Raw genomic sequence first — 24,863 nt, forward strand, 5'->3', positions numbered from 1 at the left:
CTGCTGTAACCTTGAGGGAGGGACCACTTTGAAACGTCTGTTTGTTTCCGCAGCGCTTTGCATTGCTGCTCTATCCGTTCATCCGGCCGCTGCTGAAGTCGTCGAAAGTAATGAACGCGGCTTTGTTACGCGGGATACGGCGACGACCACAGCCACTCCGTTCGAGACGTGGCTGCAGCTGATTGCGCCCAACAAATGGTGGAGCGACAGCCACTCATGGTCGGCAGATGCGGGCAATATGTATCTGAGCGCGCAGGGCGGTGGCTGTTTTTGCGAACTGCTTCCGCCGCCAAAGGACGCGCCAGAGGGCGTTCGGCGCGGCAGCGTCGAGCATATGCGTGTCCTGCAGGCTGACCCGCCCAGAGTTCTGCGGATGGCGGGCGGTTTGGGCCCATTGCAAAACGAACCGATGGCAGGAGTTCTGACAATCACACTGAAGCCTGTCGGCACAGGTACGCGGGTGCTGTTCGAATATGTCGTAAGCGGGTTTTCGCGTTATGAAACAGACGTTATCTCCAAAGCTGTCGACGGTGTGATGAGCGAACAATTGCAGCGGCTTGTCGCATCCCTGGGCGTCGCCAATGACGCCGGTTCGTCTGATGACGCAGACAAACCAGCCCCCGGTGACGGACAACCAAGCGGCAAAGCTTCGACAAAAGAGAAATCTTCGCCGCTTGACTCTGAAGATTTTCTCGTAAAATCGAGCGAATGAAAGCCATCATCAGATAATATCGACGGCGTTTTAACCACCAGGTTTGTAACCTGTAAAAAAGCCCGGCAAACACGGTGCGCAGTCTTTGCCTGGTGGATCGTGCGGCGCCTTGCGCTTGCCGGTTGACGCGGGCAGCGAATCGTCATATGCGCACGCTTCATTCGACAGTTTCGGGTAAGTCCGGCAGGCGGCAGCCATATTGCACGCCATCCGGGCTTTTTGCCGTTCTGGCCCCGCAAACAGCCGGTCGAATGGTAAAGCTATGAGATAGAGGCATTTTGCCTTTGTGGAGCAGGAGATTTAAGTGGCTCGTATTGCCGGGGTAAATATCCCCACCAACAAGCGCGTGATCATTGCGCTTACCTATATTCACGGAATTGGTCCCACGACAGCGAAGAAAATTGCCGACAAACTCGGCATTGACCATTCTCGCCGCGTTCAGGATCTGACCGATGCCGAAGTGCTTCAAATCCGCGAAACCATTGATGCCGACCATCAGGTGGAAGGCGATCTTCGCCGTGACACCGCGATGAATATCAAGCGTTTGATGGATCTGGCCTGCTATCGCGGTCTGCGTCACCGTAAGGGTCTGCCCGTTCGCGGTCAGCGCACGCACACCAACGCTCGCACCCGCAAGGGTAAGGCCAAGCCGATCGCGGGCAAGAAGAAATAAGCAGCGCCTTTCGGGCAGCAGCATATTTCTCAATCAGGTTAGGAACATACAATGGCACGCGAACCAGGGCGCATTAAAAAGCGCGAACGCAAGAATATCAGCAGCGGCGTAGCACACGTCAATGCCAGCTTTAACAACACCATGATCACTATCACCGATGCCCAGGGCAATGCCATCAGCTGGTCCAGCGCCGGTACGATGGGTTTCAAGGGCAGCCGTAAGTCCACACCGTACGCTGCGCAGGTCGCAGCCGACGATGCGGGCAAGAAGGCAGCCGAGCACGGCGTTCGTACGCTTGAAGTCGAAGTGAAGGGCCCGGGTTCGGGACGCGAAAGCGCTTTGCGGGCTCTGGCGGCGGTGGGTTTTACCATCACGTCGATCCGCGATGTTACGCCAATACCGCACAATGGTGTGCGTCCGTCCAAGCGTCGCCGCGTCTAAACGCACCTGCTCGGCGGCCATATGGTTGCCGAATTTTACAGGTCTGCAATCGCGCGAACGCAGGCCAGACAGCATCGAACTCCTAGGGGAACCCTATGTCCGTCAATATGAAAAACTGGCAGGAACTGAAGAAGCCCAACCAGCTTGAAATCAAGGAAGGCAGCGACAAGAAGCGCAAGGCCACCTTTATCGCTGAACCATTGGAGCGGGGCTTTGGCCTGACGCTCGGCAACGCTTTGCGCCGCACCCTGCTTTCCAGTCTGCAGGGCGCAGCAATCACGTCGATCAAGATCGAAAATGTCCTTCACGAATTCTCGTCGCTTGCCGGCGTGCGCGAAGATGTGACCGATATCGTTCTGCAGGTGAAGCAGATCGCGCTCAAAATGGAAGGCGAGGGGCCAAAGCGTCTCCAGCTTTCGGCGACCGGCCCCGGCGAAGTCAAAGCCGGTGACATTGCCGTTTCGGGCGACATCGAAGTCCTCAACAAAGACCTCGTGATTTGTCACCTCGACGAAGAAGCAACGCTGAATATGGAACTGACTGCGGACACGGGCAAAGGTTACTCTCCTGCCGTCCAGAACCGTCCGGCGGATGCGCCGATCGGACTTATTCCGATCGACAGCCTTTATTCTCCGGTTCGCCAGGTCAGCTATAAAGTCGATAAGGCCCGTGTTGGTCAGGAACTGGACTTTGACAAATTGAGCCTGACGATCGAAACCGATGGCACCGTGACGCCCGAAGATGCGGTGGCTTATGCCGCCCGCATTCTGCAGGATCAGTTGACGCTGTTCGTCCACTTCGAAGAAGGCATTCCGCAGCCTTCCAGCCAGATGATCGGCATGGCCGCTCAGCCGCAGGAAGACGATGCCAACCAGCTCAACCGTTATCTTCTCAAGAAGGTTGACGAGCTTGAGCTTTCGGTCCGTTCCGCCAATTGCCTCAAGAACGACAACATCATCTACATCGGCGATCTGGTCCAGAAGACCGAAGCCGAGATGCTGCGCACGCCAAACTTCGGCCGCAAGTCGCTCAACGAGATCAAGGAAGTGCTTTCCAGCATGGGTCTGCGCCTCGGCATGGATATCCCCGGTTGGCCGCCCGAAAATATCGAGGAAATGGCCAAGAAGCTTGAACAAGAGCTGCTGGGTTAATGTAAACAGGGTTCAGGCGGCGCACCCTGAGCGCCGCCAGCTACGGGTTACCTGATACGGGCCCATAACGAACACGAAGGAAATATTTATGCGTCATGGTATTCGTCAGCGTAAGCTGAGCCGCAAATCGGGCCACCGTACTGCGCTTTTCCGCAACATGGCTGCCGCACTGATCAAACACGAACAGATCAGGACGACAGTCCCCAAGGCCAAGGAATTGCGCCCATACGTCGAAAAGCTGATCACGCTGGCAAAGCGCGGCGGTCTTTCCAATCGCCGTCTGGCCGGTTCGCGTCTGATGGACGAAACCCAGCTGAAGAAACTGTTCGATACTCTTGCCGATCGCTATTCCGACCGCGAAGGCGGTTACACGCGGATTATCAAGGCCGGCCTGCGCGGTAGTGACCGTGCTCCGCTGGCGATTATCGAACTGGTTGATCGTGATGTCGATGCCAAGGGCAAAGACAGCGGACCGGCCATGAACGCCGATGAGGAAGACTTCGCAGAAGCCTAAGCCGCTCATTCATAACAGATATTGCAAAGGCGGTTGCGACGGTTAAAGTCGCAGCCGCCTTTTCTTTTTGCGGAGCATTCCATGCGCTATCTCGCTGCCGTTTCTTCCCTCGTTTCCACACTTGCGATTATCGCAGCAACACCGGTGAACGCCCAAACTGTGACTTATCCCGACACCCGCGCAGAGCCGCTGACCGAAACTATTTTTGGTGAAGTGATCGCAGATCCGTATCGGTGGCTTGAAAACGATGTCCGCAATGATGTGGAGGTGGCTGCATGGGTTGATGCCCAGAACACAGTGACCGATGGCTACCTCGCGACATTGGACACAAATGCATGGTTCAAACAGAAAATCGGCAGCCTGCTGGATTACGAACGGTTCGGTACGCCGACCAAGGCTGGAAGCCGGTATTTTTACAGCCGCAATTCTGGTCTGCAGAACCAGTCGCAACTGTTTGTCCAGGATTCGCTCGAAGGCGAACGGCGGCTGTTAATCGATCCCAACGCATGGGCCACAGATGGCGCAACCGCCCTGGCAGACTGGAAACCGTCGCCAGACGGCAGCAAGCTGGCTTACAGCGTGCAGGACGGCGGAACCGACTGGCGCATCATTCGCGTAATGGATGTCGCCACCGGCGAAACGATGGACGAAGAGATACGCTGGGCCAAATTTACGGGCATTTCGTGGATGGGCGAAGAAGGGTTCTTTTACTCCCGCTTCCCCGAACCCGAGGAAGGCCAGGACTTTCAGGCGCTCAATTACAATCAGGCGGTCTATTTCCACCGGCTTGGCACTGATCAGTCCGATGATCAGCTGGTTTATTCGACCCCTGACGAGCCAAAGCTCGCGCACGGCATCAACGTGTCGCATGACGGGCGCTGGGGGTTCATCACATCGTCGGTTGGCACCGATGCCAAATATGAAACGCACATAATCGATCTGGCAAAGCAGGGGGCACTTGGCTGGTCCCCGCGTCCGCTTGTGACGGGCTTCTTGAACGAGTGGAACCCGATCGAATCGATTGGCGACATAGTGTATTTCCAGACCAATCAAGGTGCACCGAAATACAGGATCGTCTCGATCGACATGTCGGCAGCGCAGCCCCAATGGACGGTAGTGGTACCTGAAGGCGATCAGCCGATCAGCGGCGCATCGATCGTGGGCGACAAGCTGGTGGTCACTTATCTCAAGGATGCGACAACCCGCGCCGCGGTGTATGATCTTGACGGCACCATGCGGCCTGATGTCGCGCTGGGCGAACTTGGCACCGCCAGCGGGTTCGGCGGCGAGCCGGGCGATGCTGAGACATTCTACAGCTTTACCAGTTTTAACCGTCCTGCATCGATATACCGGCTGGATATGAACACGGGTGAACGCACTTCTTTTGCCGAGCCGCAACTCACCTTCAATCCCGACGAGTATGTTACCGAACAGAAATTCTACAAATCCAGGGACGGCACAAGCGTGCCGATGTTCATTGTGCGCCGCAAGGATGTTGCGGCCAGCGGCCAGCCTTCGCCCACAATCCTTTATGGATATGGCGGGTTCGACATTTCGCTGACGCCGGCCTTTTCAGCCACCCGCATGGCATGGATGGAAGCCGGCGGAACATATGCCATTGCCAATATTCGCGGCGGCGGTGAATACGGCAAGGAATGGCATGATGGCGGACGTCTGGCGAACAAGCAGAATGTGTTCGATGATTTCATCGCAGCGGGCGAATATCTCAAAGCCGAAGGCTATACGCCCGCCAATGGCCTTGCGATCCAGGGCGGGTCAAACGGCGGCTTGCTGGTCGGCGCGGTCAGTAACCAGCGCCCCGATCTGATCGATGCCGGCCATGCGGCTGTCGGCGTGATGGATATGCTCCGTTTCGATCGGTGGACCGCCGGGCGGTACTGGGTCGATGATTACGGATACCCCGACAAAGAAGCCGATTTCAAGGTTCTGCGGGCGTATTCACCCTACCACAATGTCCGCAGCGGAGTGGATTATCCCGCACTGCTGGTAACGACTGCAGATACGGATGACCGTGTGGTGCCCGGTCACAGCTTCAAATATACCGCCGCGCTGCAAGCGGCCGATCTGGGCGAGAAACCGCATCTCATCCGTGTTGAAACGCGCGCCGGGCACGGCGCCGGTAAGCCGACCGACAAGACAATCGAAGAAGGTGCCGATGTGCTCAGTTTCCTTGCCGAATGGACAGGTTTGAAAGTCCCGCCATCCGAATAAACCACAACGTTCAGGAAAGCCACTACTTTCCTGAACGTTTGCTGTCGGGCCAATTCAGGCTGCGCGCAGGGCCACTGGTTCATAACGACACTCGTAAGGCGGAACACGTCGTCCCGCCCAATCGAGGACCAGAACCATGACAAATTTAAATAAAGCCCTGGTCGGCACAATGGCTGCGGGCGCAATGGCATTTTCGGCTGCACCAGCTGTAGCGCGCGATAATGATCGCATCGATGCGGGTGAGGTTATTGCCGGCGCTTTGATTATTGGCGGGATTGCCGCAGTGCTTGGATCATCGAACCGTGATGACCGGTATTATGACCGGCGCGGATACGGTGATCGGGATTACCGTGATCGGGATTATCGCGGACGCGACTATCGCCGGGGCGTTGGCCAGCGCGCTGCCGTCAAGCGGTGTGTCAACCGCGCTGAACGCCAAGCGCTTCGCTATGGCGCCCGCAGGGCAGATGTGACCGATATTCGTGAAGTAGAACGCACCCGCTACGGCTGGAAGATCGATGGCAGGATTGCTGTACAATCTCGCAATTACCGTGACAGAAACTACCGCGCCAGCGGCTGGGACAACGACTATCGCGGTTATGACCGCCGCCGTCATTCCGGTTATGATAGTGGCAGGTTTACGTGCCGGGTTGATTATGACGGCCGTGTACAACGCGTTGATTTTAAAAAGCTCCGGTTCTGATTTGCCGGATATTGACGAAGGGCGGTTCAGGCTTACGCAAGCCTGGGCCTCCTAACTTTGCATCCATAGGGCAGGCACCGCGCCGTCCGTCTATCAAGGGAAGGGGCACCCATGGCGCTCTTCAATTCGAAACTTGCTGCCGCCGCTGCTATGTTGGCCGCCGCCTCGACTGGTATGGTTCCGGCTGCTGCCGCCGACATCCAGGTTCCGCGCACCAGTAGTGCTGCGCCGGTTGATGCCGGCTGGACCAGCGGCGATGAAGTGTACGATCACAGGCGCTACCGTCGCCACCATCACAATCGCGGCGTCGGAGCCGGTGATCTGATTGTGGGTGCGATCATATTGGGCACCATCGCTGCGGCATCCGGTTCTAGGCAGCGCGAAAGGGACGAGCGCTATCGTGACCGTGACTACCGTAGCGGCGACTATCGTAATCGTGACAGCCGTAATACCGATTACCGCTATCGCACCAACGACCGGGATCGCCGGTCCGACAGCGGCGGGCTCGATCGTGCAGCGCAAATGTGCGTTCGTGAAATCGAACGCGATGGCCGCGTGGAAAACGTGGATAGCGTAAACCGGACCGGCGAAGGATGGACCGTGACAGGCACGCTCTACGACGGTGAGAATTTCCGGTGCACGATCGATAATGACGGCCGCATTTCCGATATCGATGTCGGCGGTCGAGACTTCGAGAGTTCCGCCGCCCCTTCACGCGGCAGCCAGTGGGAAGATGACCGCTATGCCCGCGCATGGTCGCAGGCCGGATCGCAGCCTGCGGACAGATCAGCCGAAATGGCATCCCAGCCGGCCTATCCGGGCGGCCCGGTTGACGATAACGGCGATGACAATAACGGCGGCGATGATGGCCGCTACGTGATGGCCGACTGATTGCTAGCCTGATTTAGGGAGCCTGCCTGATCCGTAGGACGGCAGGCTCCATTTCCAGTGGATCGCTGCCCCGCGCATGGCGAAGCCGGCCAGGGCAGCAAATATCCACACCGCCCAGCGCGGTATGTCGAACATCATGCCCACTGCACAAAGCGTAGCGGCAAAAGCTGCAGCGGTAACATAAAGCTCCGGCCGCATGAGGATTGACGGCCTGCCCGCCAACACATCACGGATAATCCCGCCTACACAGCCTGTAATTACGCCCATCAGGATCGCGGCGACCGGCGGGACCCCGTAAGCCAGAGCTTTGGCTGTGCCGAGTACCGCATAGGCCGCAAGGCCCGCAGCATCCGCCCATTCCAGCAGGGTTCCCTCCCACCAGCGGACAGGGGTCAGCCAGGCAATCAACGCCATTACCAGACATGCCGGGGCGACCCATGGATCCTGAACCCAGAAAACCGGCGCACCGATGAGCAGGTCGCGCACCGATCCCCCGCCGACGCCCGTAACGAGTGCAAAGAACACCATGGTCACGAATGTCTGTTTCAGTCGCGCGGCAATCAGCGCCCCGGACAGGGCAAACACCGCAACCCCCAGAATATCGAGCAGGTCGAGCAGCGGAGTGAGAACTATCTCCGTAACGTCTCCCGAAATTGTGGCGGGATCCATTGCTTAAATGTGGATCGGTTTGCCAGTGACGGCCATGGCCGCTTCTTTCGTGGCCTCGGCATGGGTGGGGTGTGCGTGGCAAGTGTAGGCAATGTCTTCCGACGTTGCGCCGAATTCCATCGCAATCGCGACTTCTGCAACCATCGTACCGGCCACGCTGGCAACCATCCACGCGCCCAGAACCCGGTCGGTTTCGGCATCGGCGATTATCTTGACGAAGCCTTCCGGCTCGCGATTTGTCTTGGCCCGGCTATTTGCCATCATCGGGAATTTGCCGACCTTGATTTCGCCCTGTTCGCGGGCCTCTTCTTCGGTCAGGCCGACGCCGGCGAATTCGGGCATTGTGTAAACGACGCTCGGGATAATTGCGTGGTTCACGATGCCGACCTGGCCTGCAATGTTATCGGCCACAGCAATGCCTTCATCTTCGGCCTTGTGCGCAAGCATCGGGCCCGGGACAACGTCCCCGATGGCCCAGACACCCCCGACCTTGGTGCGGAAATCGTGACCGATTTCAATCTGGCCGCGCTTGTTCAGTTCAAGCCCGATGGCATCCAGGCCCAGATTGTCGGTGTTGGGACGCCGTCCGATCGACACAAGCACACAATCGGCCTCGATTGTTTCAGCGTCGCCTCCTCCGGACGGTTCGACCGTCACGGTAACCTTTTTGCCCTTGATTGCCGCGCCCGTGACCTTGGTTTTGAGCTTCAGTTCCATTCCCTGTTTCTTGAAAACCTTGGCGGCTTCCTTGCGGACATCATCGTCCATGCCGGGCAGCAGCTGGTCGAGAAATTCCACCACCACCACTTGCGAACCGAGGCGATTCCAAACCGAGCCCAGTTCCAGCCCGATCACCCCGCCGCCGATAACCACGAGCTTGGCGGGAACTTTCGGCAGCGATAGTGCGCCCGTGGAATCCACGATCAGATGTTTGTCATTATCGACATCGACGCCCGGCAGCGGCATAACGCCGGAGCCGGTGGCAATCACGACGTCTTTGGCAGTCACTGATTTGCCATCGACATCGACCGTGTTTGCGCCGGTAAATTTGCCGTGGCCTTTCAGCCAATCGACCTTGTTTTTCTTAAACAGGAATTCGATTCCGCCTGTCAACTCGCCGACCGCCTTGGTTTTTTCGGCCATCATGACATCCAGATCCAATTCGACCTTCGAAGTCTTGATGCCCCATTTGGCCATGTGCTCATTGGCTTCGTCGAACAGTTCCGAACCGTGCAGCAGTGCCTTGGACGGTATGCATCCGACATTGAGGCATGTGCCCCCCAATGTCCCGCGGCTTTCCACGCAGGCGGTTTTCAGGCCAAGCTGCGCCGCGCGGATTGCAGCGACGTAACCGCCGGGGCCCGAACCGATAATCAGAATGTCATAATCGAAAGTGTGGTCAGCCATATTGTCTTCCTCAGAGGTCGATCAGCATCCGCGTGGGATCTTCGATCGCTTCCTTGATAATCTTGAGTGCGGTTACCGCTTCACGGCCATCGATCAGGCGGTGATCATAGCTTAGTGCGATATACATCATCGGCCGGATCACGATCTCGCCATCGACGACAACCGCCCGGTCTTCGATCCGGTGAAGGCCCAGAACCGCGCTTTGCGGCGGATTGATAATCGGCGTGGACATGAGCGAGCCGAACACACCGCCGTTTGAAATGGTAAAAGTGCCGCCGGTCATGTCATCCATGGTAAGCGATCCGTCGCGGGCACGCGCGCCGAAATCGGCAATGTCTTTCTCGATCCGGGCAAAGCCTTTTTTGTCAACATCGCGCACCACCGGAACAACCAGACCGCCCGGCGCACTGACTGCGACGGAAATATCCACATAGTCGTGATAGACGATTTCATCACCGTCGATCTGGGCGTTTACGCTGGGAACGTCCTTGAGCGCCAGATGCGCCGCCTTGGCGAAAAAGCCCATGAAGCCGAGCTTGATATCGTGTTTTTTCGCAAACAGATCCTTGTACTTCTCCCGTGCCTCGATCACCGCGGTCATATCGACATCGTTGAAAGTGGTCAGCAGCGCGGCTTCTTCCTGTGCGCCCTTGAGCCGTTTGGCGATGGTCTTGCGAAGGCGGGTCATCCGCACGCGTTCTTCATTGCGGCCAGCGGTATCGGACGTAGCCACAGAGGCAGCCGGTGCAGGTGCGGGCGCGCTGACTGCGGCACTTTGCGACCCGTCCTTTTTGGCTTTGGCAGCGGCAATCACGTCTTCCTTGGTCAGGCGTCCATCCTTGCCGGTGCCCTTGACTGTGGAGGGATCGATGCCGTGTTCCAGAACAGCGCGGCGGACGGCGGGTGAAAGCGTCTTGGACGCATCGGGGCCATCGTCTGGCGCAGAAGGAGCTGGAGCCGGAGCCGGAGCCGGTGATGGGGCAGGTGATGGGGCGGATGATCCCTCAGCCGATTTTGCGGCCGTTGCAGAGGCAGCAGCCGCACCGCCACCTTCGCTGATCGTGGTGAGAATTGCGCCGACTTCTACGGTATCGCCAACTTCGACAGCGTATTCGCCCATCACACCGGCAATCGGCGAGGGAACCTCGATCGCGACCTTATCGGTTTCCAAACTCGCAATCGGTTCGTCGATTGCGACGGCATCGCCGGGCTTTTTCAGCCATTCGCCAATTGTGGCCTCGGTGACCGATTCGCCCAGTGAGGGGACTTTTACTTCGCTTGCCATATCTTTGCGTTCCTAGCCGCTCAGGATTTCGTTCTGGATTTATTCGCTTCAGCGCGCTTCGCTGCGCCGCCATCAGCCAGATCCAGCGCGATCGAGATCAGTGATTCTTGTTGCATCTGGTGCCGGTTGGCCAGCCCGGTTGCGGGCGATGCTGCCGGTTCGCGCCCGGCGTAGCGCGGCCGCATCGCGTCATGTCCGGCCCTTGCCAGCGCGTCTTCGATCTGGCTTTCGACAAAGAACCAGGCGCCGTTGTTTTTCGGTTCTTCCTGACACCAGTAAACCTCTTTCAAATTGGTCATACGCTCGAGGCGCTTTGTCAGCGGTTCGCCGGGGAAGGGGTAAAGCTGCTCGATCCGGACGATCGAGACATCATCAATGTCTTCCTCGTCCCGTTTCTGGATCAGATCATAGGCAACCTTGCCCGAACACAGGACCAGACGGCGGACTTTATCGTCTGCTATTTCGGCGGTGTCGCTCACAATCCGGCGGAAATGGCTATCGCCCGTAAATTCACCCACCTCCGATTTTGCAAGCGGGTGTCGCAGCAGGCTTTTAGGGGTCATTATGATCATTGGCTTGCGGAAGGGGCGCAGCATCTGGCGGCGCAAGACATGGAAGTAATTGGCCGGGACGGTAATATTGCAGACCTGGATATTGTCATTCGCACATAGCTGCAGGAACCGTTCGAGACGTGCGGAACTGTGTTCCGGCCCCTGACCTTCAAATCCGTGTGGCAACAGCATGACAAGCCCGTTGGCCCGCAGCCATTTTGCTTCGCCCGAAGCGATATACTGATCGATGATAATTTGCGCGCCGTTCGAGAAATCACCGAACTGAGCCTCCCACATCACCAGCGTTTTGGGATCGGACAGAGCGAAGCCATATTCAAAGCCAAGCACCCCGTATTCGGACAAGGTGCTGTCATAAACCTCGAACTTGCCGTGCGGCAAAGTGGCAAGCGGGATGTATTTGCGTTCATCCGTCTGGTCGATCCACATTGCGTGCCGCTGGCTGAAAGTACCGCGGCCCGAATCCTGCCCCGAAAGCCTGACGCCGAATCCTTCGGTAACCAGACTGCCGAAAGCCAGCGCCTCTGCGGTTGCCCAGTCGAAACCTTCGCCGCTTTCGAACATTCCGGCCTTGGCCTTGAGCACGCGGCCAAGCGTCTTGTGGATGGTCAGGTCATCGGGAACGACGGTCAGTGTCCGGCCAAGACTATCGAACAGTTTGCGTTCGATAGCGGTGTCGATGTTTCGCCTTGCGGTTTCGGCATCGGCAGGTTTGTGCAGCCCGCTCCAGCGCCCGCCGAACCAGTCGGCACTGCTGGGCTCGTAATCTTTTGAAGCGGTAAATTCTTCTTCCAGAAGGTCGGTAAAATCCTTCTGCATGGTTTCCGCGTCACCTTTGGCGATCACGCCCTGTTCCATCAGTTTGCCCGAATAGATGACGCTGACCTTGGGATGGTTGCGAATGCGGTCATACATCAGCGGCTGGGTGAAGCTGGGTTCATCACCTTCGTTGTGGCCAAAGCGGCGATAGCACCACATGTCGATAACCACGTCGCGGCCAAAGGTCTGGCGGTATTCGACGGCCAGCTTGCAAGCGAAAGTCACGGCCTCGGGATCATCGCCATTGACGTGCAAAATCGGCGCCTGGATGCCCTTTGCAACGTCGGATGGGTAGGGCGAGGAGCGGGCAAATTTCGGACTGGTTGTGAAACCGATCTGGTTGTTGATGATGAAGTGGATACAGCCGCCGGTGCTGTATCCACGCACGCCCGAAAGGCCGAAACATTCCCACACCACGCCTTGGCCCGCAAAGGCTGCATCGCCGTGGATCAGGACCGGCAAAACCTGCTCGTGCTTGCTCAAATCGTCGCGGATTGCCTGCTGTGCGCGCGCTTTGCCCAGAACCACCGGATCGACTGTTTCCAGATGGCTGGGGTTGGGGACCAGGCTCATGTGAACCTTGATACCGTCAAACTCGCGGTCGGTGCTGGTGCCCAGATGATATTTCACATCGCCCGACCCGCCCACTTCATCGGGCGTGGAACTGCCGCCGGAAAATTCATGGAAGATCACGCGGTATGGCTTGGCCATCACATTGGCGAGCACATTGAGGCGGCCGCGATGCGCCATGCCGTAGATTATCTCGCGCACACCGGTCTGGCTGCCATATTTGATCACGGCTTCGAGCGCGGGGATCATGCTCTCGCCGCCATCTAGGCCGAACCGCTTGGTCCCAACATATTTCCGTCCGAGAAAATTTTCATACTGTTCGCCGCGGATCACCGCTTGCAGGATGGCCTGCTTGCCTTCGGGCGTGAACTGGATGACATCCTCGGGACCCTCGAACTTGTCCTGGAGGAAGCGGCGTTCTTCCGTATCGGAAATATGCATATATTCGAGGCCAACCTTGCCGCAATAATTCCGCAGCAACGCCTCGTGCAATTCGCCCACGGTCACCCATTCAAAGCCGAGCGCACCGCCGACGTAAACCTCGCGGTCTTCCTGCCCGGCAAAACCATGCCATTCCAGCGAGAGGTCTTCGGGTGTTGCGCGGTGGCTCAGACCAAGCGGATCGAGATCGGCCGCCAGATGCCCGCGGACACGATAAAGACGGATCAGCAGCATCGCGCGGATCGAGTCCGCGGCTGCCTGTTCCAGCGCGGCCTGATCCATGACCTTGCCAGACTTCTGCGCAGACGCCGTTACCGCCAGCTGCATGGCCGACGGGTCAAGACCCTGCGTCAGATCATCTTCGTTGGGTCCGCCGACGAGCGGCCAACGCGGGTTTGCCCATGATGGGCCGGGCTGCGGATCGGCAGGCTCGAAATCCTGGATTTGGTCGCCCATTCGGGTCACCTCAATTGGTCCGTGGGGAAGGGCGCCGCCCGCTTTGGGCAGCGACATTTCCGATTATCAGACGAGTTCTTTCAACAAAGCGTCGAGCGTCGTGCCAAGTTCGCTGGGCGAGGGGGAGACGCGGATACCTGCAGCCTCCATCGCCGCGATCTTGTCGTCTGCTCCGCCCTGGCCGCCCGAAACGATAGCGCCCGCGTGGCCCATCCGGCGTCCCGGAGGGGCCGTTTTTCCGGCGATAAAGCCGACCATGGGTTTCTTGCGGCCCTTCTTGGCTTCGTCCGCGATAAACTGTGCGGCTTCTTCTTCGGCGCTGCCGCCAATCTCGCCAATCATGATCATCGACCTGGTTTCATCATCGGCTAGAAACAGTTCCAGCACGTCGATAAAATTGGTGCCGTTCACCGGATCGCCGCCAATGCCGACAGCCGTGGTCTGGCCAAGGCCCACCATCGTGGTCTGGTGCACAGCTTCGTAAGTGAGTGTGCCCGAGCGGCTGACAACGCCGACGCTGCCCTTCTTGAAGATTGAGCCGGGCATGATCCCGATCTTGCACTCATTCGGCGTAAGCACACCGGGACAGTTCGGGCCGATGAGGCGCGACTTGCTGCCGGCCAGCGCACGCTTGACGCGGACCATGTCGAGCACCGGAATACCTTCGGTAATCGCAACGATCAGTTCCATCTCGGCGTCGATTGCCTCAAGGATCGCATCCGCTGCGAACGGCGGCGGGACATAGATGCATGAAGCGGTCGCGCCCGTCTCGGCCTTGGCCTCGGCGACTGTGTTATAATTGGGAAGGCCGATATGCGTTGTGCCGCCTTTGCCCGGCGTAACCCCGCCAACCATCTGCGTCCCGTAATCGAGCGCCTGCTGGGTGTGGAAAGTTCCGGTTTCACCCGTCATCCCTTGCGTGATGACCTTGGTGTCTTTGTTTACGAGGATGCTCATTGATGGTCCCTTAAAAGTTTATCGCAAGCGCAATTTTTCGTGCTTGTCTTCAAATGCGAGGGAGATGGCGTTCGCATTGGTTATACCGGAACTTACCGCACAACGGTCAAAACCCCCGCGGGTGTCCGATAGCATAACGTCCGCTCCGCGCGCTTCGGTCTGCCCTCTGGCGGCGGCGCGGTTCAGACATGCTCCAACCAGCTTGCGCTGTTCTTTGTCCAATTTGTCGTCGGAGCTTGCCACAAGAAACCGGCGAACGACCGTGTATGACAGTTCGTGCCGCCAATCAGTACACAGCTTCAACTTCTCGATCTGACCGGCGGCAACAGATTTTTCAGTGCGACAGGCCGACGATGAAGTTACGCGCGTTGCCGGGTCAACCATTTGGACTATCTCAATGCGGTCAATTTCCCGTGCGGAAGCGGGCGTGGCGGCCAGCACTGCACAAGCACAGCCGACAGCAGCTGATTTTAACAAACTTTTCATGCCATTACCCTCTAAGCGAGCCATCCAGACCCTTGCACGCTTCGAGCAGTTCCTTGACCGCATCGACGCTGACTGTGAGGTTGGCGCGTTCTTCGTCCGAAAGTTCGATCTCGATTACATCTTCGGTACCGCCTGCGCCGATAACTGTGGGCACGCCGACATATAACCCATCGAGGCCATATTTCCCCTCGACGTAAGACGCGCTGGGCAAGATGCGCTTGCTATCGCCCAGATAGGCTTCGGCCATTGCGATCGCGCTGGTAGCCGGAGCATAATAGGCTGAGCCATTGCCCAGAAGCTGGACAATCTCGCCGCCACCCGCGCGGGTGCGCTGGACGATTTCGTCGAGGCGGCTTTCGGCAATGCCCTTGATCTTGGCCATGTCCTTCACCGGAATGCCGTTGATCGTTGAATAGCTAAGTACGGGGACCATCGTATCGCCGTGCCCGCCGAGCACAAATGCGTTCACGTCCTTTACGGAAACATCGAATTCCCATGCCAGGAAGGTGGCGAAACGCGCCGAGTCCAGCACGCCCGCCATGCCGACAACCTTGTTATGCGGCAGGCCGGAAAATTCGCGCAGCGCCCAGACCATCGCGTCCAGCGGATTGGTGATGCAGATTACAAAGGCGTCAGGCGCGTTGTTCTTGATACCTTCGCCGACCGCCTTCATCACTTTCAGATTGATGCCCAGCAGATCGTCGCGGCTCATTCCCGGCTTGCGCGGGACACCAGCGGTAACGATTACCACGTCCGCGCCGGCGATGTCGGCGTAATCATTGGTGCCGGTAATCCTGGCATCGAACCCTTCGATCGGGCCGCACTGCGACAGATCAAGCGCCTTGCCCTGCGGCATACCTTCGGCAATATCGAACAGGACGATGTCGCCCATTTCCTTCTTCGCGGCGAGGTGAGCCAGAGTGCCGCCAATCATGCCGGAGCCGATCAGGGCGATTTTATTGCGTCCACGCTTGTGAGCCATAGTGCGAGGGAGTCCTTCAGTCAGGCGGGAGCGCATGGATCGCAAATGATGCGAAGCCCTCACGTCCCGCGACAGAGCCCGCACCGGAATGAACCCGGATGGGTTAGGCCGCTGACAGGCTGATTGCAACCGCGAACCGGGCCAATGGGCCAACTATCTTTGCAAACAGTTCGCAATAGCATTTAACATTGGGGAATGCCGATTGTCGGGGGCGGGGCGGCGGGCGTGTGAGCGCGCGGCCCGCACGCGCGCCTTTCATTGTCCGTTCGCCAGCAGCTTCCGGCTTTCTTCGTCGCGTTCCTGCGAAAGCAATATGGCCGCCAGATAGTCGGGGACAGCGCGGCTGAAATAAAACCCCTGGCCCAGCGTACAACCGGCCTCGCGTACGGCGCGTACCTGTTCCAGCGTTTCCAGACCTTCGGCGACAATCTCCATTTCTAGCGTCGAGCCCATTTCAGCGACCGCGCGGATAATGGCGTTGCTTTTCTTGCCCACGTTCTCGCCCGATACGAAGCTGCGATCGACCTTGATCTTCTTGAAGGGATATTTGTTGATATAGGCGAGCGAGGAATAACCCGTACCGAAATCGTCCATCGCAAACCGCACACCCAGAGCGGACAATTCCTCGATGAAGGCTGCGGTGGCGTGATTATCATCCACGAACAGGCTTTCGGTCACTTCCAGTTCCAGCCGGGCGGGATCCAGTTTTGCTTCCTTCAGCGCGCTGAGAATGCCCATGGCGGCGCCCGGCGCCTTGATTTGTAGCGGCGACAGATTGACCGCAACGGTCACATCTTCAGGCCACTGGGCACAGGCCTTTGCGGCTTGCGCCGTGATCCAGTTACCCAAGGTGATGATTGCACCGGTTTCTTCGGCGACGGGAATGAATTCATCCGGCAGCAGCTCGCCTTTTTCCGGATGGAACCAGCGCACAAGTGCTTCGAATGTCTTGATCCGGCCGGTTTCCAGATCGACGATCGGCTGGAAGAAAATCGATAGTTCATCGCGCTGCAGGGCGAGACGCAATTCATGTTCGATCTCGCGGCGACGAACCAGATCGCGGGTCATGGACCGGTCGAAGAAAACCATCTGGTTCCGGCCGTTCACCTTGGCATGATACAGCGCAAGGTCGGCGCTTTGCATTAGCATATCCGCATCGTCGCCGTCTTCGGGCAGCAACGCTATGCCGATGGAGCAACCGATTTCCAGACGTTCACCGTCGATCATCACTGTCCGGTTTATGTCTTCCAGCAGTTTCCGGCCAACCGCTTCGGCGTGACGGCGGTCGGCAATTTCACAAAACACGACAAACTCGTCGCCGCCGAACCGCGCGACAGTGGCACCGGCGGGTGCTTCTGCCCTGATGCGTCTGGCGATTTCGGCCAGCACGCGGTCGCCAACGGGATGACCGAGAAGATCGTTCACTTCCTTGAAACGGTCGAGGTCGAGCCAGAACATCGCAATATCGCTGCCGGGTGTCAGCCGCATCAGATGTTCGACCAGTTCGTGGTTCAGGCCGGCCCGGTTCGCCAGCCCGGTGACCACGTCGGTCCGTGCCAGAATTTGCATCTTGTCGGCCAGTTCGGCGCTGGTCTGCGCCGCCCCGATGGAATCGCGCAGCGTCTTGAACAGCATCATGGTGATCTGCATCATCGCAAGTGTCATCAGGAACATATTGAACGCCATGAACAGGAATGGCGGGGTGCCAACCGCCACCGCTCCGATCATCACCGGTGCGATCGAGAACATCAACTGGCCCAATGCAATTGCAGGCCGGCCAGCGTTGCGCGCGCAGGTTCCCATCCCGAAGCCCAGTGCATTTGCGACCATCAGGACTTCTATCGATGCGGGCAATCGCAGGTATAGCGACAGACCGGCAATCAGCCCCAGCACAAGCGCATAGCTGAAGGCGCCAAATTCGTAGATGACTTCTTGCCTGCGGGCGTTACGTCCGCGCGTATCTCTGCGGCCGATGTACACCGCACTGCCAACGCGCCAGATACCGATGACGCACAGGATGACAGCTGCCGATGTAAGATAGGGGTTATCGCCGTACCAGGCCGCCAATGCACTCGACAAAACGCCGTTTACCGCCCCGATCGTGAGACTTGCGGGTTTGGTGTACAGCGTTTTGACGAGCAGTGCGCGCACCCGAAAATCGAGCGTGTCGCGGCTTCGCATCTTCTGCCTTATCTTTTTCAGCAAATAAATGCGCCGCCTCCCCGAACTTTCGAAGGTTCTCAATAATAGAAAGACGTCACCGGACAGTTAACGCAAAACTTACCAAACCTTGATGCGGATTTACGGGTTTTTACCCGATATACGGATTGATATTCACGATTTCCGCCAGTGATTAATCTGCCGCTTTTTGTGCTTCGCCCAGCTTGGCGACTTCGCTGGCCATTCGCCGGTCGATAGTTCGGCAAATTTCCAGCCACCAATCGTACTGCTTGCGGTCTCCGGCGAAAAATGCGCTTTGGGCACTGGCGCGCGCGGTCGATGCTGCATTCAGGCCATGGTTTGCGAAATGGCGCAGGGCAGCCTCGAGCGCCACATCCCCCGGGCGTTTTCCCGACTTATGATCGCGGTCATCATTGGCAGGGCAGCCAAGCTCCGGCCGTGTCAGGATGCGGGCTACCGGCGAGGCGGAAGCTGTGCGGGCGGGGGCAAACATTACAGTCATGGGTGTGTTCCGGGCGTCTGATCGTAGGGGAAGCCAGCCTGTAACTGCAAAGGCGCTAAGCCATCGTGTGCTGGTATGGTTTAGCGAACGTAAAGGTTACATTGTGGCCGCATTTGCAGGACCGAAAACCTATTTGGGTTGCGCGATCCATTTGCCCGCATTGGCATATTCGGGCCGCACTCCGCCCGCAGCGGGCAATTTGTCGGCTTTGAAAATGGCATCGCCGCCGCGCGCTTCTATCGTTTGTGAATAGGTCGGTTTGGGTGCGGTGTATTGGACCTGTGAGGCCGGGGCAGCAGCCTGCCTGCGGCCATCCTCGTAGGCCTGGGCCAGCGTAAGCGGATCGGCGGCGCTGCTGCCATAATCGGCAACCGCTGGCTGGGCGGGTGCGGCAAGCGGCTCACGCCCGTTATAGGCCGCGCGAAACGCAGAAGCTGTCCCCGCCGCGCCCTTCCAGCGGTAGAAACGATGAAATCCGATTGTTCCGACAGTTTGCAGGCTGGATGCCCAATAGGGGTTTACAGCCAGGGTGTGGTAATGCGTCGCGTAGCCTACAGGTGCGTAAACCCTGCCTGCCAAGGCATCGCTGGCAACGCGGCGGGCGCGCTCCCAGAAGATACCCCCTGGTTGCCGGGCCATGGACCCATCGCAGGTGAAGGAGAACTGGCATCCGGTGCGCCGTTCCGAGCCCTGAAATACGACCCCGCACACACTGCCGGGATAGGACGGATGCGCAACGCGGTTCAGCACAACTTGTGCGACCGCGCGCTGGCCGACATCAGCCTCGCTGCGTGCCTCGTAATAAATCGCCATCGACATACATTGCAGCGCGCGCGATTTATCGATGCCCGATCCTGCGCTGAGGAAAGCTCTGGCGGCTGGTCCGGCATAGGCAGATACAGGCGGCGTAATATCGAAACCGGTGCCATACATATCGTCGGTTGCCGCCAAACCCGGATCAGCCGATCGGGCAGGTGCGGTAACGCCGTCATCATCGAGATAGTAAAATGCCGATCCGGGGAAACTGTGCCCTGCCTTCTCAAACGGCATCAATCGCACAGCATTGTCGAGCGGAGCACGGTTATCCAGCCCCTGCCATTCGCCTGGCGCAGCCATTGCCGGCACTGCAAATGCGGCGACAAGTGCCGCCAATCTGCGGCCGCGATGTTTGCCCGCCTGGCGGCGGCCAAATCCGCTGGCCACACGCGGCAGCCGAGCGCGAAAATCGCGTGGGCGCTGGTCGTCGGACAAGGGATTATAAGGGTGCAAGTCAAACTTTCTTTGCGGATCAGGAATACGCCAGCGGCGTGTAAGGCGGCGCGCCATGATGCGCATCCGCGATATAGGCGGCGTACCGTTGCGGGACATCGGTTTGTCTAGGGATTAACTGTTAAGCTTGCGCCGCATGGAAATGGCTAATATCGGCTTACCGGTGTCATAGGTTGTCCGCATAATACGGACCTAAGAGGGAAGCGGGTGATGGAGGGTTACCCTCCGCAATCCCGCGCTGCCCCCGCAACTGTGACCGGGGAGCGCCGTCTCCATCATGCCACTGGGCTGCGCAAACGCGCGGTCTGGGAAGGCGGATACGGCGCATCGATCCGGGAGCCAGGAGACCTGCCGATGATGCGTCGTTCAGCCGCCGGGCGGGGTGTATCGGAGGCAATGAGAAGAGTGTTTCGCTGTTGGCGTGCGCTCCTCCCGTTATGAATGGCATCATGTCGTTCGCCGGGAGTTTTTATGTATAGATACCTGTTACTTGTTGGTAGTTGTTTAGGTTCAGTATCGCCTGTTCTTGCGCAGCAGGTTGAGCCACAAACCGTGATTCTGGAGATTCCGGAAGGAGTGGCATCTGGGGAATTTGCCAAAAAAGAAGCCATTACGGTCACCGCTGACGGACTGGCACAAAACGTAGCAAACACTGGCCAGTCCATATCGATCATCGGCGCCGATGAGTTGGAAGCCGTTCAAGGCGCGGACATCACCCGGATCCTTCGCCGCGCACCGGGTGTCACAGTATCGCGTAATGGCGGGGTGGGCGGCTTTACCGGCATCAGGGTACGCGGTGCGGAGGCTGAACAGCTTCTGGTGATTATCGACGGCGTGCGTGTTGCGGACCAGGCATCCCCCGGCGGCGGGTTCGATTTTGGAAACCTGCTGCCCGGCACAATTGGCAACATCGAATTGTTACGCGGATCCAACAGCACGATCTGGGGCAGTCAGGCCATCGGCGGCGTGCTGGCGGTCACTTCGCGCCAACCGGACGGCGTATTCGAGACTACCGAATACGGATCGCGCGACACGTTTTATGCTGCGCGGGCAATCGGTATAGACAGGCGCAGGCTCCGCGCATCGATCAGTGGAAGCTATTACAAAACGGACGGCTTCTCGTCCGCTGCGAACGGCACTGAAGACGACGGTTTCAAGCATTGGCAAATAGGTAGCCAGTTGGCCTATGATCTGGCCGACACGCTGACGGTGGATATCGGCGGGCGCATTGCCGACGGAACACTCGAGATCGACGGATTCTCAAATTTGCCGCCCTTTGGGTTGATCGACACCGATGAATTCCAGGAAACCGATGAGGCATCGGGCCGCATCGGAGTAACCTATCGGAACGCTGATCTGACTCTGCGCGCAAATTACTCCGCCGCGAAGATTGAACGCGCCAACTTCAATCCTGCGTTCGGAGACGAACCGGGTTTTGCCAGTGTCGGCCAATCCGAACGGGCAGAATTGCGCGGCCGTTATGTTCTTGGCGAAGCGGTTTCAGTCGATTTCGGCGGCGAGAAGGAGTGGTCGAGTTATTCCACCAATTTCGACAGCCGCCGCACAGCCGACATCGCCGGAGCTTACGGGCAATTGGGCTTTTCCAAGGGGAATTTGACTATCAATGCCGGCGCGCGCATCGATGATCACAGTGATTTTGGCAGTGCGGCAAGTTTTGGCGCCGATGCCAGTTACAGGCTGGCCGAAAACCTGCGCCTGCGCGGCAGCTTTGGCGAAGGGTTCAAAGCACCAACGCTGTTCCAGCTATTCAGCGATTTTGGTAACCCGATTTTGCAGCCGGAGCGCAGCCGGAGTTATGACATCGGCATCCAGAAGGGTGACCGCAATTCCGACATCCATCTGGCGCTCACCGCGTTTCGCCGGGACACGCGCGACCAGATCGATTTCGTATCCTGCCGCGGCATTATCAACGATATTTGCGTGGACCGCCCGTTCGGGACTTATGACAATGTCGGGCGCGCGCGGGCCGAAGGGTTCGAGGCGGAACTGGGCGCGGCCATTACCGCGCACCTTCGGGGCAGCGCAGCCTATTCCTATGTGAAGGCGCGCAACCGGTCGGCCGGTGCATTGGGCGAAGGCAACGATCTGGCGCGCCGGCCAAACCATGCGCTCAGTGCCTCGCTCGATTGGCGTGGACCTTCCGGTGCGGCGATCGGCGCGGATCTGCGGATGGTTGGCGACAGTTTCGATGATGCCGGCAACTTCAATCGGCTGGACGGTTACGCTTTGGCAGATCTTCGCGCCAGCGTTCCGGTCGGCAAACGGTTCGAACTGTACGGCCGGATCGAGAATGTGACCGGCACCCGCTATCAGACCGCGGCGGGTTACGGCATGTCCGGACGCGGTGCCTTTATCGGACTTCGGGCGCAGTTTTGATCCGCTATGCGCCTTTGGCCGTGCCGGCGGCGATGATGACGGCGATGTTGACGGCGGGCTGCGCCGGTGAAGAGGCTGGCGGACCCAGTCCGGCGGGCCCGACGATCGTTTCGCTCAATCCGTGTACCGATGCAATTCTGGCCGAAGTGGCTGATCCGGCACAATTGCTGGCCATTTCGCATTACAGCCACGATCCGCGAGCGACTTCGATGAACCTGCCGGAAGCAAGGCGTTTCGCAATTACCGGCGGCACTGCCGAGGAAGTGCTTGCGCTGAATCCCGATCTGGTTGTCGCCAGCACATATATGCCTGTTGCTACGCGGGCCGCTCTGGAACGGCTGGGTATTCGCGTGGAGTTGGTCGGCGCGGCGGATACGGTCGATGCCAGCTATGCACAAATCCGGCAGATCGCCGCCGCCGTCCGCCAGCCGCAGCGCGGCGAGGCATTGATCAGGCGTATCGACACCGCTTTGGCCGATACTGCAACCAGCCGTGATCCGCTACAGGCGGTGGTGTGGCAACAAGGCGGAATTGTCCCGGGCGAAGGTGCACTGGTTTCCGAATTGCTGCGCCGCACCGGCTATGCCAGTCACAGCGCGGCCAAGGGGCTGGGGCAAGCGGACTATTTGCCTCTGGAGGCAATGCTGGCCGATCCGCCCGAGGTAATCTTGAGCGCCGGAGATGGACGCGCCCAGTCGCATCCCGCGCTCGCCGGACTGGCTTTAACGCACCGTGCCGGTTTCGCGCCCTCGCTGATTTATTGCGGCGGACCGACCATCGCGGTGGCCGCGCGGCGGCTTGCAGAAATTCGTAAGGGGCTTCGGTGATGCGGCCAATCCCCTTGCTGCTGGTACTGATCGCGGCAGCGTTTCCGCTATCGCTGCTGGCTGGCCGTGTGTGGATCGACTTTGCCACCACGCCCAATGCCGCGATAATCCTTGCGGAATTGCGCTTGCCGCGCAGCATTCTGGCGCTGGTGATCGGTGCCGGGCTAGGCGCGGCCGGTGCGGCTATGCAGGGTTATCTGCGCAATCCGCTGGCTGATCCCGGGCTGTTCGGTATCGCCCCCGGTGCTGCATTGGGGGCGGTGGCAAGCCTGTGGTTCGGATATGCAGCGAGCGCGTATCTCTTGCCAGTTTTCGCGCTGGCAGGTGCGGGCGGGGCGATGGCCTTGCTGGCGCTGATTGCCGGGCGCACGGGCGGCATCGCGCTGTTTACGCTGGCGGGAATGATGATCGCCAGCCTCGCAGGGGCGCTGATGAGCCTTGCCATCAGCCTGGCGCCCAACGCTTTTGCGATGAGCGAGATCGTTACCTGGCTGATGGGCGCGCTGACCGACCGGAGCTGGGCCGATGTCGGGCTGGCCGCGCCATTGACGCTGGCGGGCATTGTTTGCCTGATGGCTGCGCGCAAAGGGCTCGATGCGCTGATTTTGGGTGACGCGGCGGCGCGTTCGCTGGGTACCAATCCGCGCGTCTTGCAGGCGTGGTTGATTGCCGGCGTCGGCCTGACAGTGGGCAGCGGCGTGGCAGTGGCGGGGATTGTGGGATTTGTCGGCCTGATCGTCCCGCATCTTGTGCGTCCGTTCACCGACAATCGGCCGTCGTCGCTGATCATTCCCAGCAGCCTGGCAGGTGCGCTGCTGGTGCTGGTGGCTGATGTGGTTTGCCGGATATTGCCGCTGGTAACGGAATTGCGCCTGGGCATCGCGCTAAGTCTGATTGGTGCGCCATTCTTTCTGTGGTTGTTGCTGCGGATGCGAAGATGCCTGGCATGATCCTGGGTGCGAAAAATGTAACTGTACGTCTGGGCGGCAATCCTGTGCTGCGCGGCGTGTCGGCCAAACTGGCGGCAGGCACGGTAACCGCAATTTGCGGACCCAACGGAGCAGGCAAATCGACTTTGCTTTCGGCGCTCGCGGGCCTGATCGAGCTAGCAAGCGGAGAAGTGACGATTGCGGATAAACCCGTTGCCGCAATTCATCCCCGCCAACGCGCGCGCACAATCGGCTATCTGCCGCAATCCGGTGAAGTGGCGTGGGATGTGGCGGTCCGCAACCTGGTTGCCTTGGGACGAATGCCGCACGGCGATGCCAATGCTGCGCCGGTTGAGCGGGCACTCGGCGCGCTCGCCTTGATGGACCTTGCCGACCGGCCGATGTCGCGCCTGTCGGGCGGCGAAAAAGCGCGTGCGCTGCTTGCCCGGGTGCTTGCGGGCGAGCCTGCGTGGATCCTTGCGGACGAGCCTCTGGCAGCGCTCGATCTGGGGCATCAGCTGGCGATCCTCAAACATTTGCGCACAGCCGCAAAGGGCGGTGCCGGTGTCGTGCTGGTGCTGCATGATCTTGCGCTGGCGATGAACCATGCGGACCGTGTGTTGGTGCTGGATAACGGCGCGCTGGTGGCAGACGGTGAACCCGCCGCTGCCCTATCAGCAGACGTCATCGCGCGCGTCTGGGGTGTCAAGGCGCAATGGCTCGGCGTAACAGGTGCAAAGGCGCTCGTCGCGCAATAAAACCCCCTCTCCTCGACATCGGGGAGAGGGCGTCAAATTCGC

Annotated in this window: 22 protein-coding genes and 1 riboswitch; of the genes, 12 read left to right on the forward strand and 10 right to left on the reverse strand. The window is 59.0% G+C overall.

Annotation, left to right across the window (positions count from 1 at the left end; translation table 11 throughout):
• The first annotated feature begins 28 nt into the window (after positions 1–28).
• The 8 genes from WFP06_RS05150 (at position 29) to WFP06_RS05185 (ending at position 7,317) form a co-directional block, all read left to right on the forward strand.
• On the forward strand, positions 29–712 hold the full coding sequence (locus WFP06_RS05150) for an SRPBCC family protein (RefSeq protein WP_336986159.1): 684 nt from the start codon (positions 29–31) through the stop codon (positions 710–712).
• A gap of 304 nt (positions 713–1,016) precedes the next feature.
• The gene (rpsM, locus tag WFP06_RS05155) at positions 1,017–1,385 is read left to right on the forward strand and encodes a 30S ribosomal protein S13 (RefSeq protein WP_336986160.1); all 369 of its coding nucleotides are present in this window, start codon (positions 1,017–1,019) and stop codon (positions 1,383–1,385) included.
• A 51-nt stretch (positions 1,386–1,436) separates the two neighbouring features.
• On the forward strand, positions 1,437–1,826 hold the full coding sequence (gene rpsK, locus WFP06_RS05160; protein ID WP_336986161.1) for a 30S ribosomal protein S11: 390 nt from the start codon (positions 1,437–1,439) through the stop codon (positions 1,824–1,826).
• Positions 1,827–1,921: 95 nt separating this feature from the next.
• Positions 1,922–2,977: a DNA-directed RNA polymerase subunit alpha gene (locus WFP06_RS05165; protein WP_336986162.1), complete on the forward strand. Its 1,056-nt coding sequence runs from the start codon at positions 1,922–1,924 to the stop codon at positions 2,975–2,977.
• A gap of 88 nt (positions 2,978–3,065) precedes the next feature.
• Positions 3,066–3,491: a 50S ribosomal protein L17 gene (gene rplQ / locus WFP06_RS05170; protein WP_336986163.1), complete on the forward strand. Its 426-nt coding sequence runs from the start codon at positions 3,066–3,068 to the stop codon at positions 3,489–3,491.
• A gap of 81 nt (positions 3,492–3,572) precedes the next feature.
• Entirely contained in the window at positions 3,573–5,723 is a 2,151-nt protein-coding gene (locus WFP06_RS05175) for a prolyl oligopeptidase family serine peptidase (protein ID WP_336986164.1), read from the forward strand.
• Between the two features lie 136 nt (positions 5,724–5,859).
• A complete protein-coding gene (locus WFP06_RS05180; RefSeq protein WP_336986165.1) occupies positions 5,860–6,426 on the forward strand; it encodes a hypothetical protein in 567 nt (188 codons plus the stop codon).
• 111 nt (positions 6,427–6,537) lie between these two features.
• Positions 6,538–7,317: a hypothetical protein gene (locus tag WFP06_RS05185; protein WP_336986166.1), complete on the forward strand. Its 780-nt coding sequence runs from the start codon at positions 6,538–6,540 to the stop codon at positions 7,315–7,317.
• Positions 7,318–7,320: 3 nt separating this feature from the next.
• Here WFP06_RS05185 and WFP06_RS05190 read toward each other — a convergent pair whose 3' ends face one another.
• The 10 genes from WFP06_RS05190 to WFP06_RS05235 form a co-directional block, all read right to left on the reverse strand.
• On the reverse strand, positions 7,321–7,986 hold the full coding sequence (locus WFP06_RS05190) for a trimeric intracellular cation channel family protein (protein WP_336986167.1): 666 nt from the start codon (positions 7,984–7,986) through the stop codon (positions 7,321–7,323).
• A gap of 3 nt (positions 7,987–7,989) precedes the next feature.
• Positions 7,990–9,393 carry a dihydrolipoyl dehydrogenase gene (gene lpdA / locus WFP06_RS05195; protein WP_336986168.1) on the reverse strand — a complete coding sequence of 468 codons (1,404 nt, stop codon included), beginning with the start codon at positions 9,391–9,393 and terminating at the stop codon, positions 7,990–7,992.
• Positions 9,394–9,403: 10 nt separating this feature from the next.
• Positions 9,404–10,678: a 2-oxoglutarate dehydrogenase complex dihydrolipoyllysine-residue succinyltransferase gene (gene odhB, locus WFP06_RS05200; protein ID WP_336986169.1), complete on the reverse strand. Its 1,275-nt coding sequence runs from the start codon at positions 10,676–10,678 to the stop codon at positions 9,404–9,406.
• Positions 10,679–10,698: 20 nt separating this feature from the next.
• On the reverse strand, positions 10,699–13,533 hold the full coding sequence (locus tag WFP06_RS05205) for a 2-oxoglutarate dehydrogenase E1 component (protein WP_336986170.1): 2,835 nt from the start codon (positions 13,531–13,533) through the stop codon (positions 10,699–10,701).
• 66 nt (positions 13,534–13,599) lie between these two features.
• Positions 13,600–14,490: a succinate--CoA ligase subunit alpha gene (gene sucD, locus WFP06_RS05210; protein WP_336986171.1), complete on the reverse strand. Its 891-nt coding sequence runs from the start codon at positions 14,488–14,490 to the stop codon at positions 13,600–13,602.
• Positions 14,491–14,508: 18 nt separating this feature from the next.
• Positions 14,509–14,976: a hypothetical protein gene (locus tag WFP06_RS05215; RefSeq protein WP_336986172.1), complete on the reverse strand. Its 468-nt coding sequence runs from the start codon at positions 14,974–14,976 to the stop codon at positions 14,509–14,511.
• Positions 14,977–14,980: 4 nt separating this feature from the next.
• Positions 14,981–15,958, reverse strand: a complete 978-nt coding sequence (gene mdh, locus WFP06_RS05220; protein WP_336986173.1) for a malate dehydrogenase — start codon at positions 15,956–15,958, stop codon at positions 14,981–14,983.
• 255 nt (positions 15,959–16,213) lie between these two features.
• The gene (locus WFP06_RS05225) at positions 16,214–18,139 is read right to left on the reverse strand and encodes a putative bifunctional diguanylate cyclase/phosphodiesterase (RefSeq protein WP_336986174.1); all 1,926 of its coding nucleotides are present in this window, start codon (positions 18,137–18,139) and stop codon (positions 16,214–16,216) included.
• Between the two features lie 172 nt (positions 18,140–18,311).
• The gene (locus tag WFP06_RS05230; protein WP_336986175.1) at positions 18,312–18,641 is read right to left on the reverse strand and encodes a hypothetical protein; all 330 of its coding nucleotides are present in this window, start codon (positions 18,639–18,641) and stop codon (positions 18,312–18,314) included.
• 129 nt (positions 18,642–18,770) lie between these two features.
• Entirely contained in the window at positions 18,771–19,967 is a 1,197-nt protein-coding gene (locus WFP06_RS05235) for a cell wall hydrolase (protein WP_336986176.1), read from the reverse strand.
• A 96-nt stretch (positions 19,968–20,063) separates the two neighbouring features.
• Positions 20,064–20,280, forward strand: a riboswitch (cobalamin riboswitch).
• 206 nt (positions 20,281–20,486) lie between these two features.
• On the opposite strand from WFP06_RS05235, the gene WFP06_RS05240 reads away from it, so the two are divergent.
• Genes WFP06_RS05240 through WFP06_RS05255 form a run of 4 tightly spaced genes read left to right on the forward strand, consistent with a single transcriptional unit; the run spans position 20,487 to position 24,821 of the window.
• On the forward strand, positions 20,487–22,307 hold the full coding sequence (locus tag WFP06_RS05240; RefSeq protein ID WP_336986177.1) for a TonB-dependent receptor plug domain-containing protein: 1,821 nt from the start codon (positions 20,487–20,489) through the stop codon (positions 22,305–22,307).
• Positions 22,304–23,134 carry an ABC transporter substrate-binding protein gene (locus tag WFP06_RS05245; protein ID WP_336986178.1) on the forward strand — a complete coding sequence of 277 codons (831 nt, stop codon included), beginning with the start codon at positions 22,304–22,306 and terminating at the stop codon, positions 23,132–23,134. Before WFP06_RS05240 ends, WFP06_RS05245 begins: the two co-directional genes overlap by 4 nt.
• Positions 23,134–24,084, forward strand: coding sequence for a FecCD family ABC transporter permease (locus tag WFP06_RS05250; protein WP_336986179.1), 951 nt, complete (start codon positions 23,134–23,136; stop codon positions 24,082–24,084). The genes WFP06_RS05245 and WFP06_RS05250 overlap by 1 nt, the downstream gene beginning before the upstream one ends.
• On the forward strand, positions 24,081–24,821 hold the full coding sequence (locus WFP06_RS05255) for an ABC transporter ATP-binding protein (RefSeq protein WP_336987636.1): 741 nt from the start codon (positions 24,081–24,083) through the stop codon (positions 24,819–24,821). The genes WFP06_RS05250 and WFP06_RS05255 overlap by 4 nt, the downstream gene beginning before the upstream one ends.
• Positions 24,822–24,863: the final 42 nt, after the last annotated feature.

This window comes from Altererythrobacter aquiaggeris (genome assembly GCF_037154015.1).
Lineage (GTDB): Bacteria > Pseudomonadota > Alphaproteobacteria > Sphingomonadales > Sphingomonadaceae > Aestuarierythrobacter > Aestuarierythrobacter aquiaggeris.

Excerpts from the sequence above, each read along its gene's own strand:
- rpsK (WP_336986161.1), top strand. The coding sequence starts at position 1,437 with ATGGCACGCGAACCAGGGCGCATTAAAAAGCGCGAACGCAAGAATATC.
- WFP06_RS05165 (WP_336986162.1), top strand. The coding sequence starts at position 1,922 with ATGTCCGTCAATATGAAAAACTGGCAGGAACTGAAGAAGCCCAACCAG.
- rplQ (WP_336986163.1), top strand. The coding sequence starts at position 3,066 with ATGCGTCATGGTATTCGTCAGCGTAAGCTGAGCCGCAAATCGGGCCAC.
- WFP06_RS05175 (WP_336986164.1), top strand. The coding sequence starts at position 3,573 with ATGCGCTATCTCGCTGCCGTTTCTTCCCTCGTTTCCACACTTGCGATT.
- WFP06_RS05180 (WP_336986165.1), top strand. The coding sequence starts at position 5,860 with ATGACAAATTTAAATAAAGCCCTGGTCGGCACAATGGCTGCGGGCGCA.
- WFP06_RS05185 (WP_336986166.1), top strand. The coding sequence starts at position 6,538 with ATGGCGCTCTTCAATTCGAAACTTGCTGCCGCCGCTGCTATGTTGGCC.
- WFP06_RS05190 (WP_336986167.1), bottom strand. The coding sequence starts at position 7,986 with ATGGATCCCGCCACAATTTCGGGAGACGTTACGGAGATAGTTCTCACT.
- lpdA (WP_336986168.1), bottom strand. The coding sequence starts at position 9,393 with ATGGCTGACCACACTTTCGATTATGACATTCTGATTATCGGTTCGGGC.
- odhB (WP_336986169.1), bottom strand. The coding sequence starts at position 10,678 with ATGGCAAGCGAAGTAAAAGTCCCCTCACTGGGCGAATCGGTCACCGAG.
- WFP06_RS05205 (WP_336986170.1), bottom strand. The coding sequence starts at position 13,533 with ATGGGCGACCAAATCCAGGATTTCGAGCCTGCCGATCCGCAGCCCGGC.
- sucD (WP_336986171.1), bottom strand. The coding sequence starts at position 14,490 with ATGAGCATCCTCGTAAACAAAGACACCAAGGTCATCACGCAAGGGATG.
- WFP06_RS05215 (WP_336986172.1), bottom strand. The coding sequence starts at position 14,976 with ATGAAAAGTTTGTTAAAATCAGCTGCTGTCGGCTGTGCTTGTGCAGTG.
- mdh (WP_336986173.1), bottom strand. The coding sequence starts at position 15,958 with ATGGCTCACAAGCGTGGACGCAATAAAATCGCCCTGATCGGCTCCGGC.
- WFP06_RS05225 (WP_336986174.1), bottom strand. The coding sequence starts at position 18,139 with ATGCGAAGCCGCGACACGCTCGATTTTCGGGTGCGCGCACTGCTCGTC.
- WFP06_RS05230 (WP_336986175.1), bottom strand. The coding sequence starts at position 18,641 with ATGACTGTAATGTTTGCCCCCGCCCGCACAGCTTCCGCCTCGCCGGTA.
- WFP06_RS05235 (WP_336986176.1), bottom strand. The coding sequence starts at position 19,967 with ATGGCGCGCCGCCTTACACGCCGCTGGCGTATTCCTGATCCGCAAAGA.
- WFP06_RS05250 (WP_336986179.1), top strand. The coding sequence starts at position 23,134 with ATGCGGCCAATCCCCTTGCTGCTGGTACTGATCGCGGCAGCGTTTCCG.
- WFP06_RS05255 (WP_336987636.1), top strand. The coding sequence starts at position 24,081 with ATGATCCTGGGTGCGAAAAATGTAACTGTACGTCTGGGCGGCAATCCT.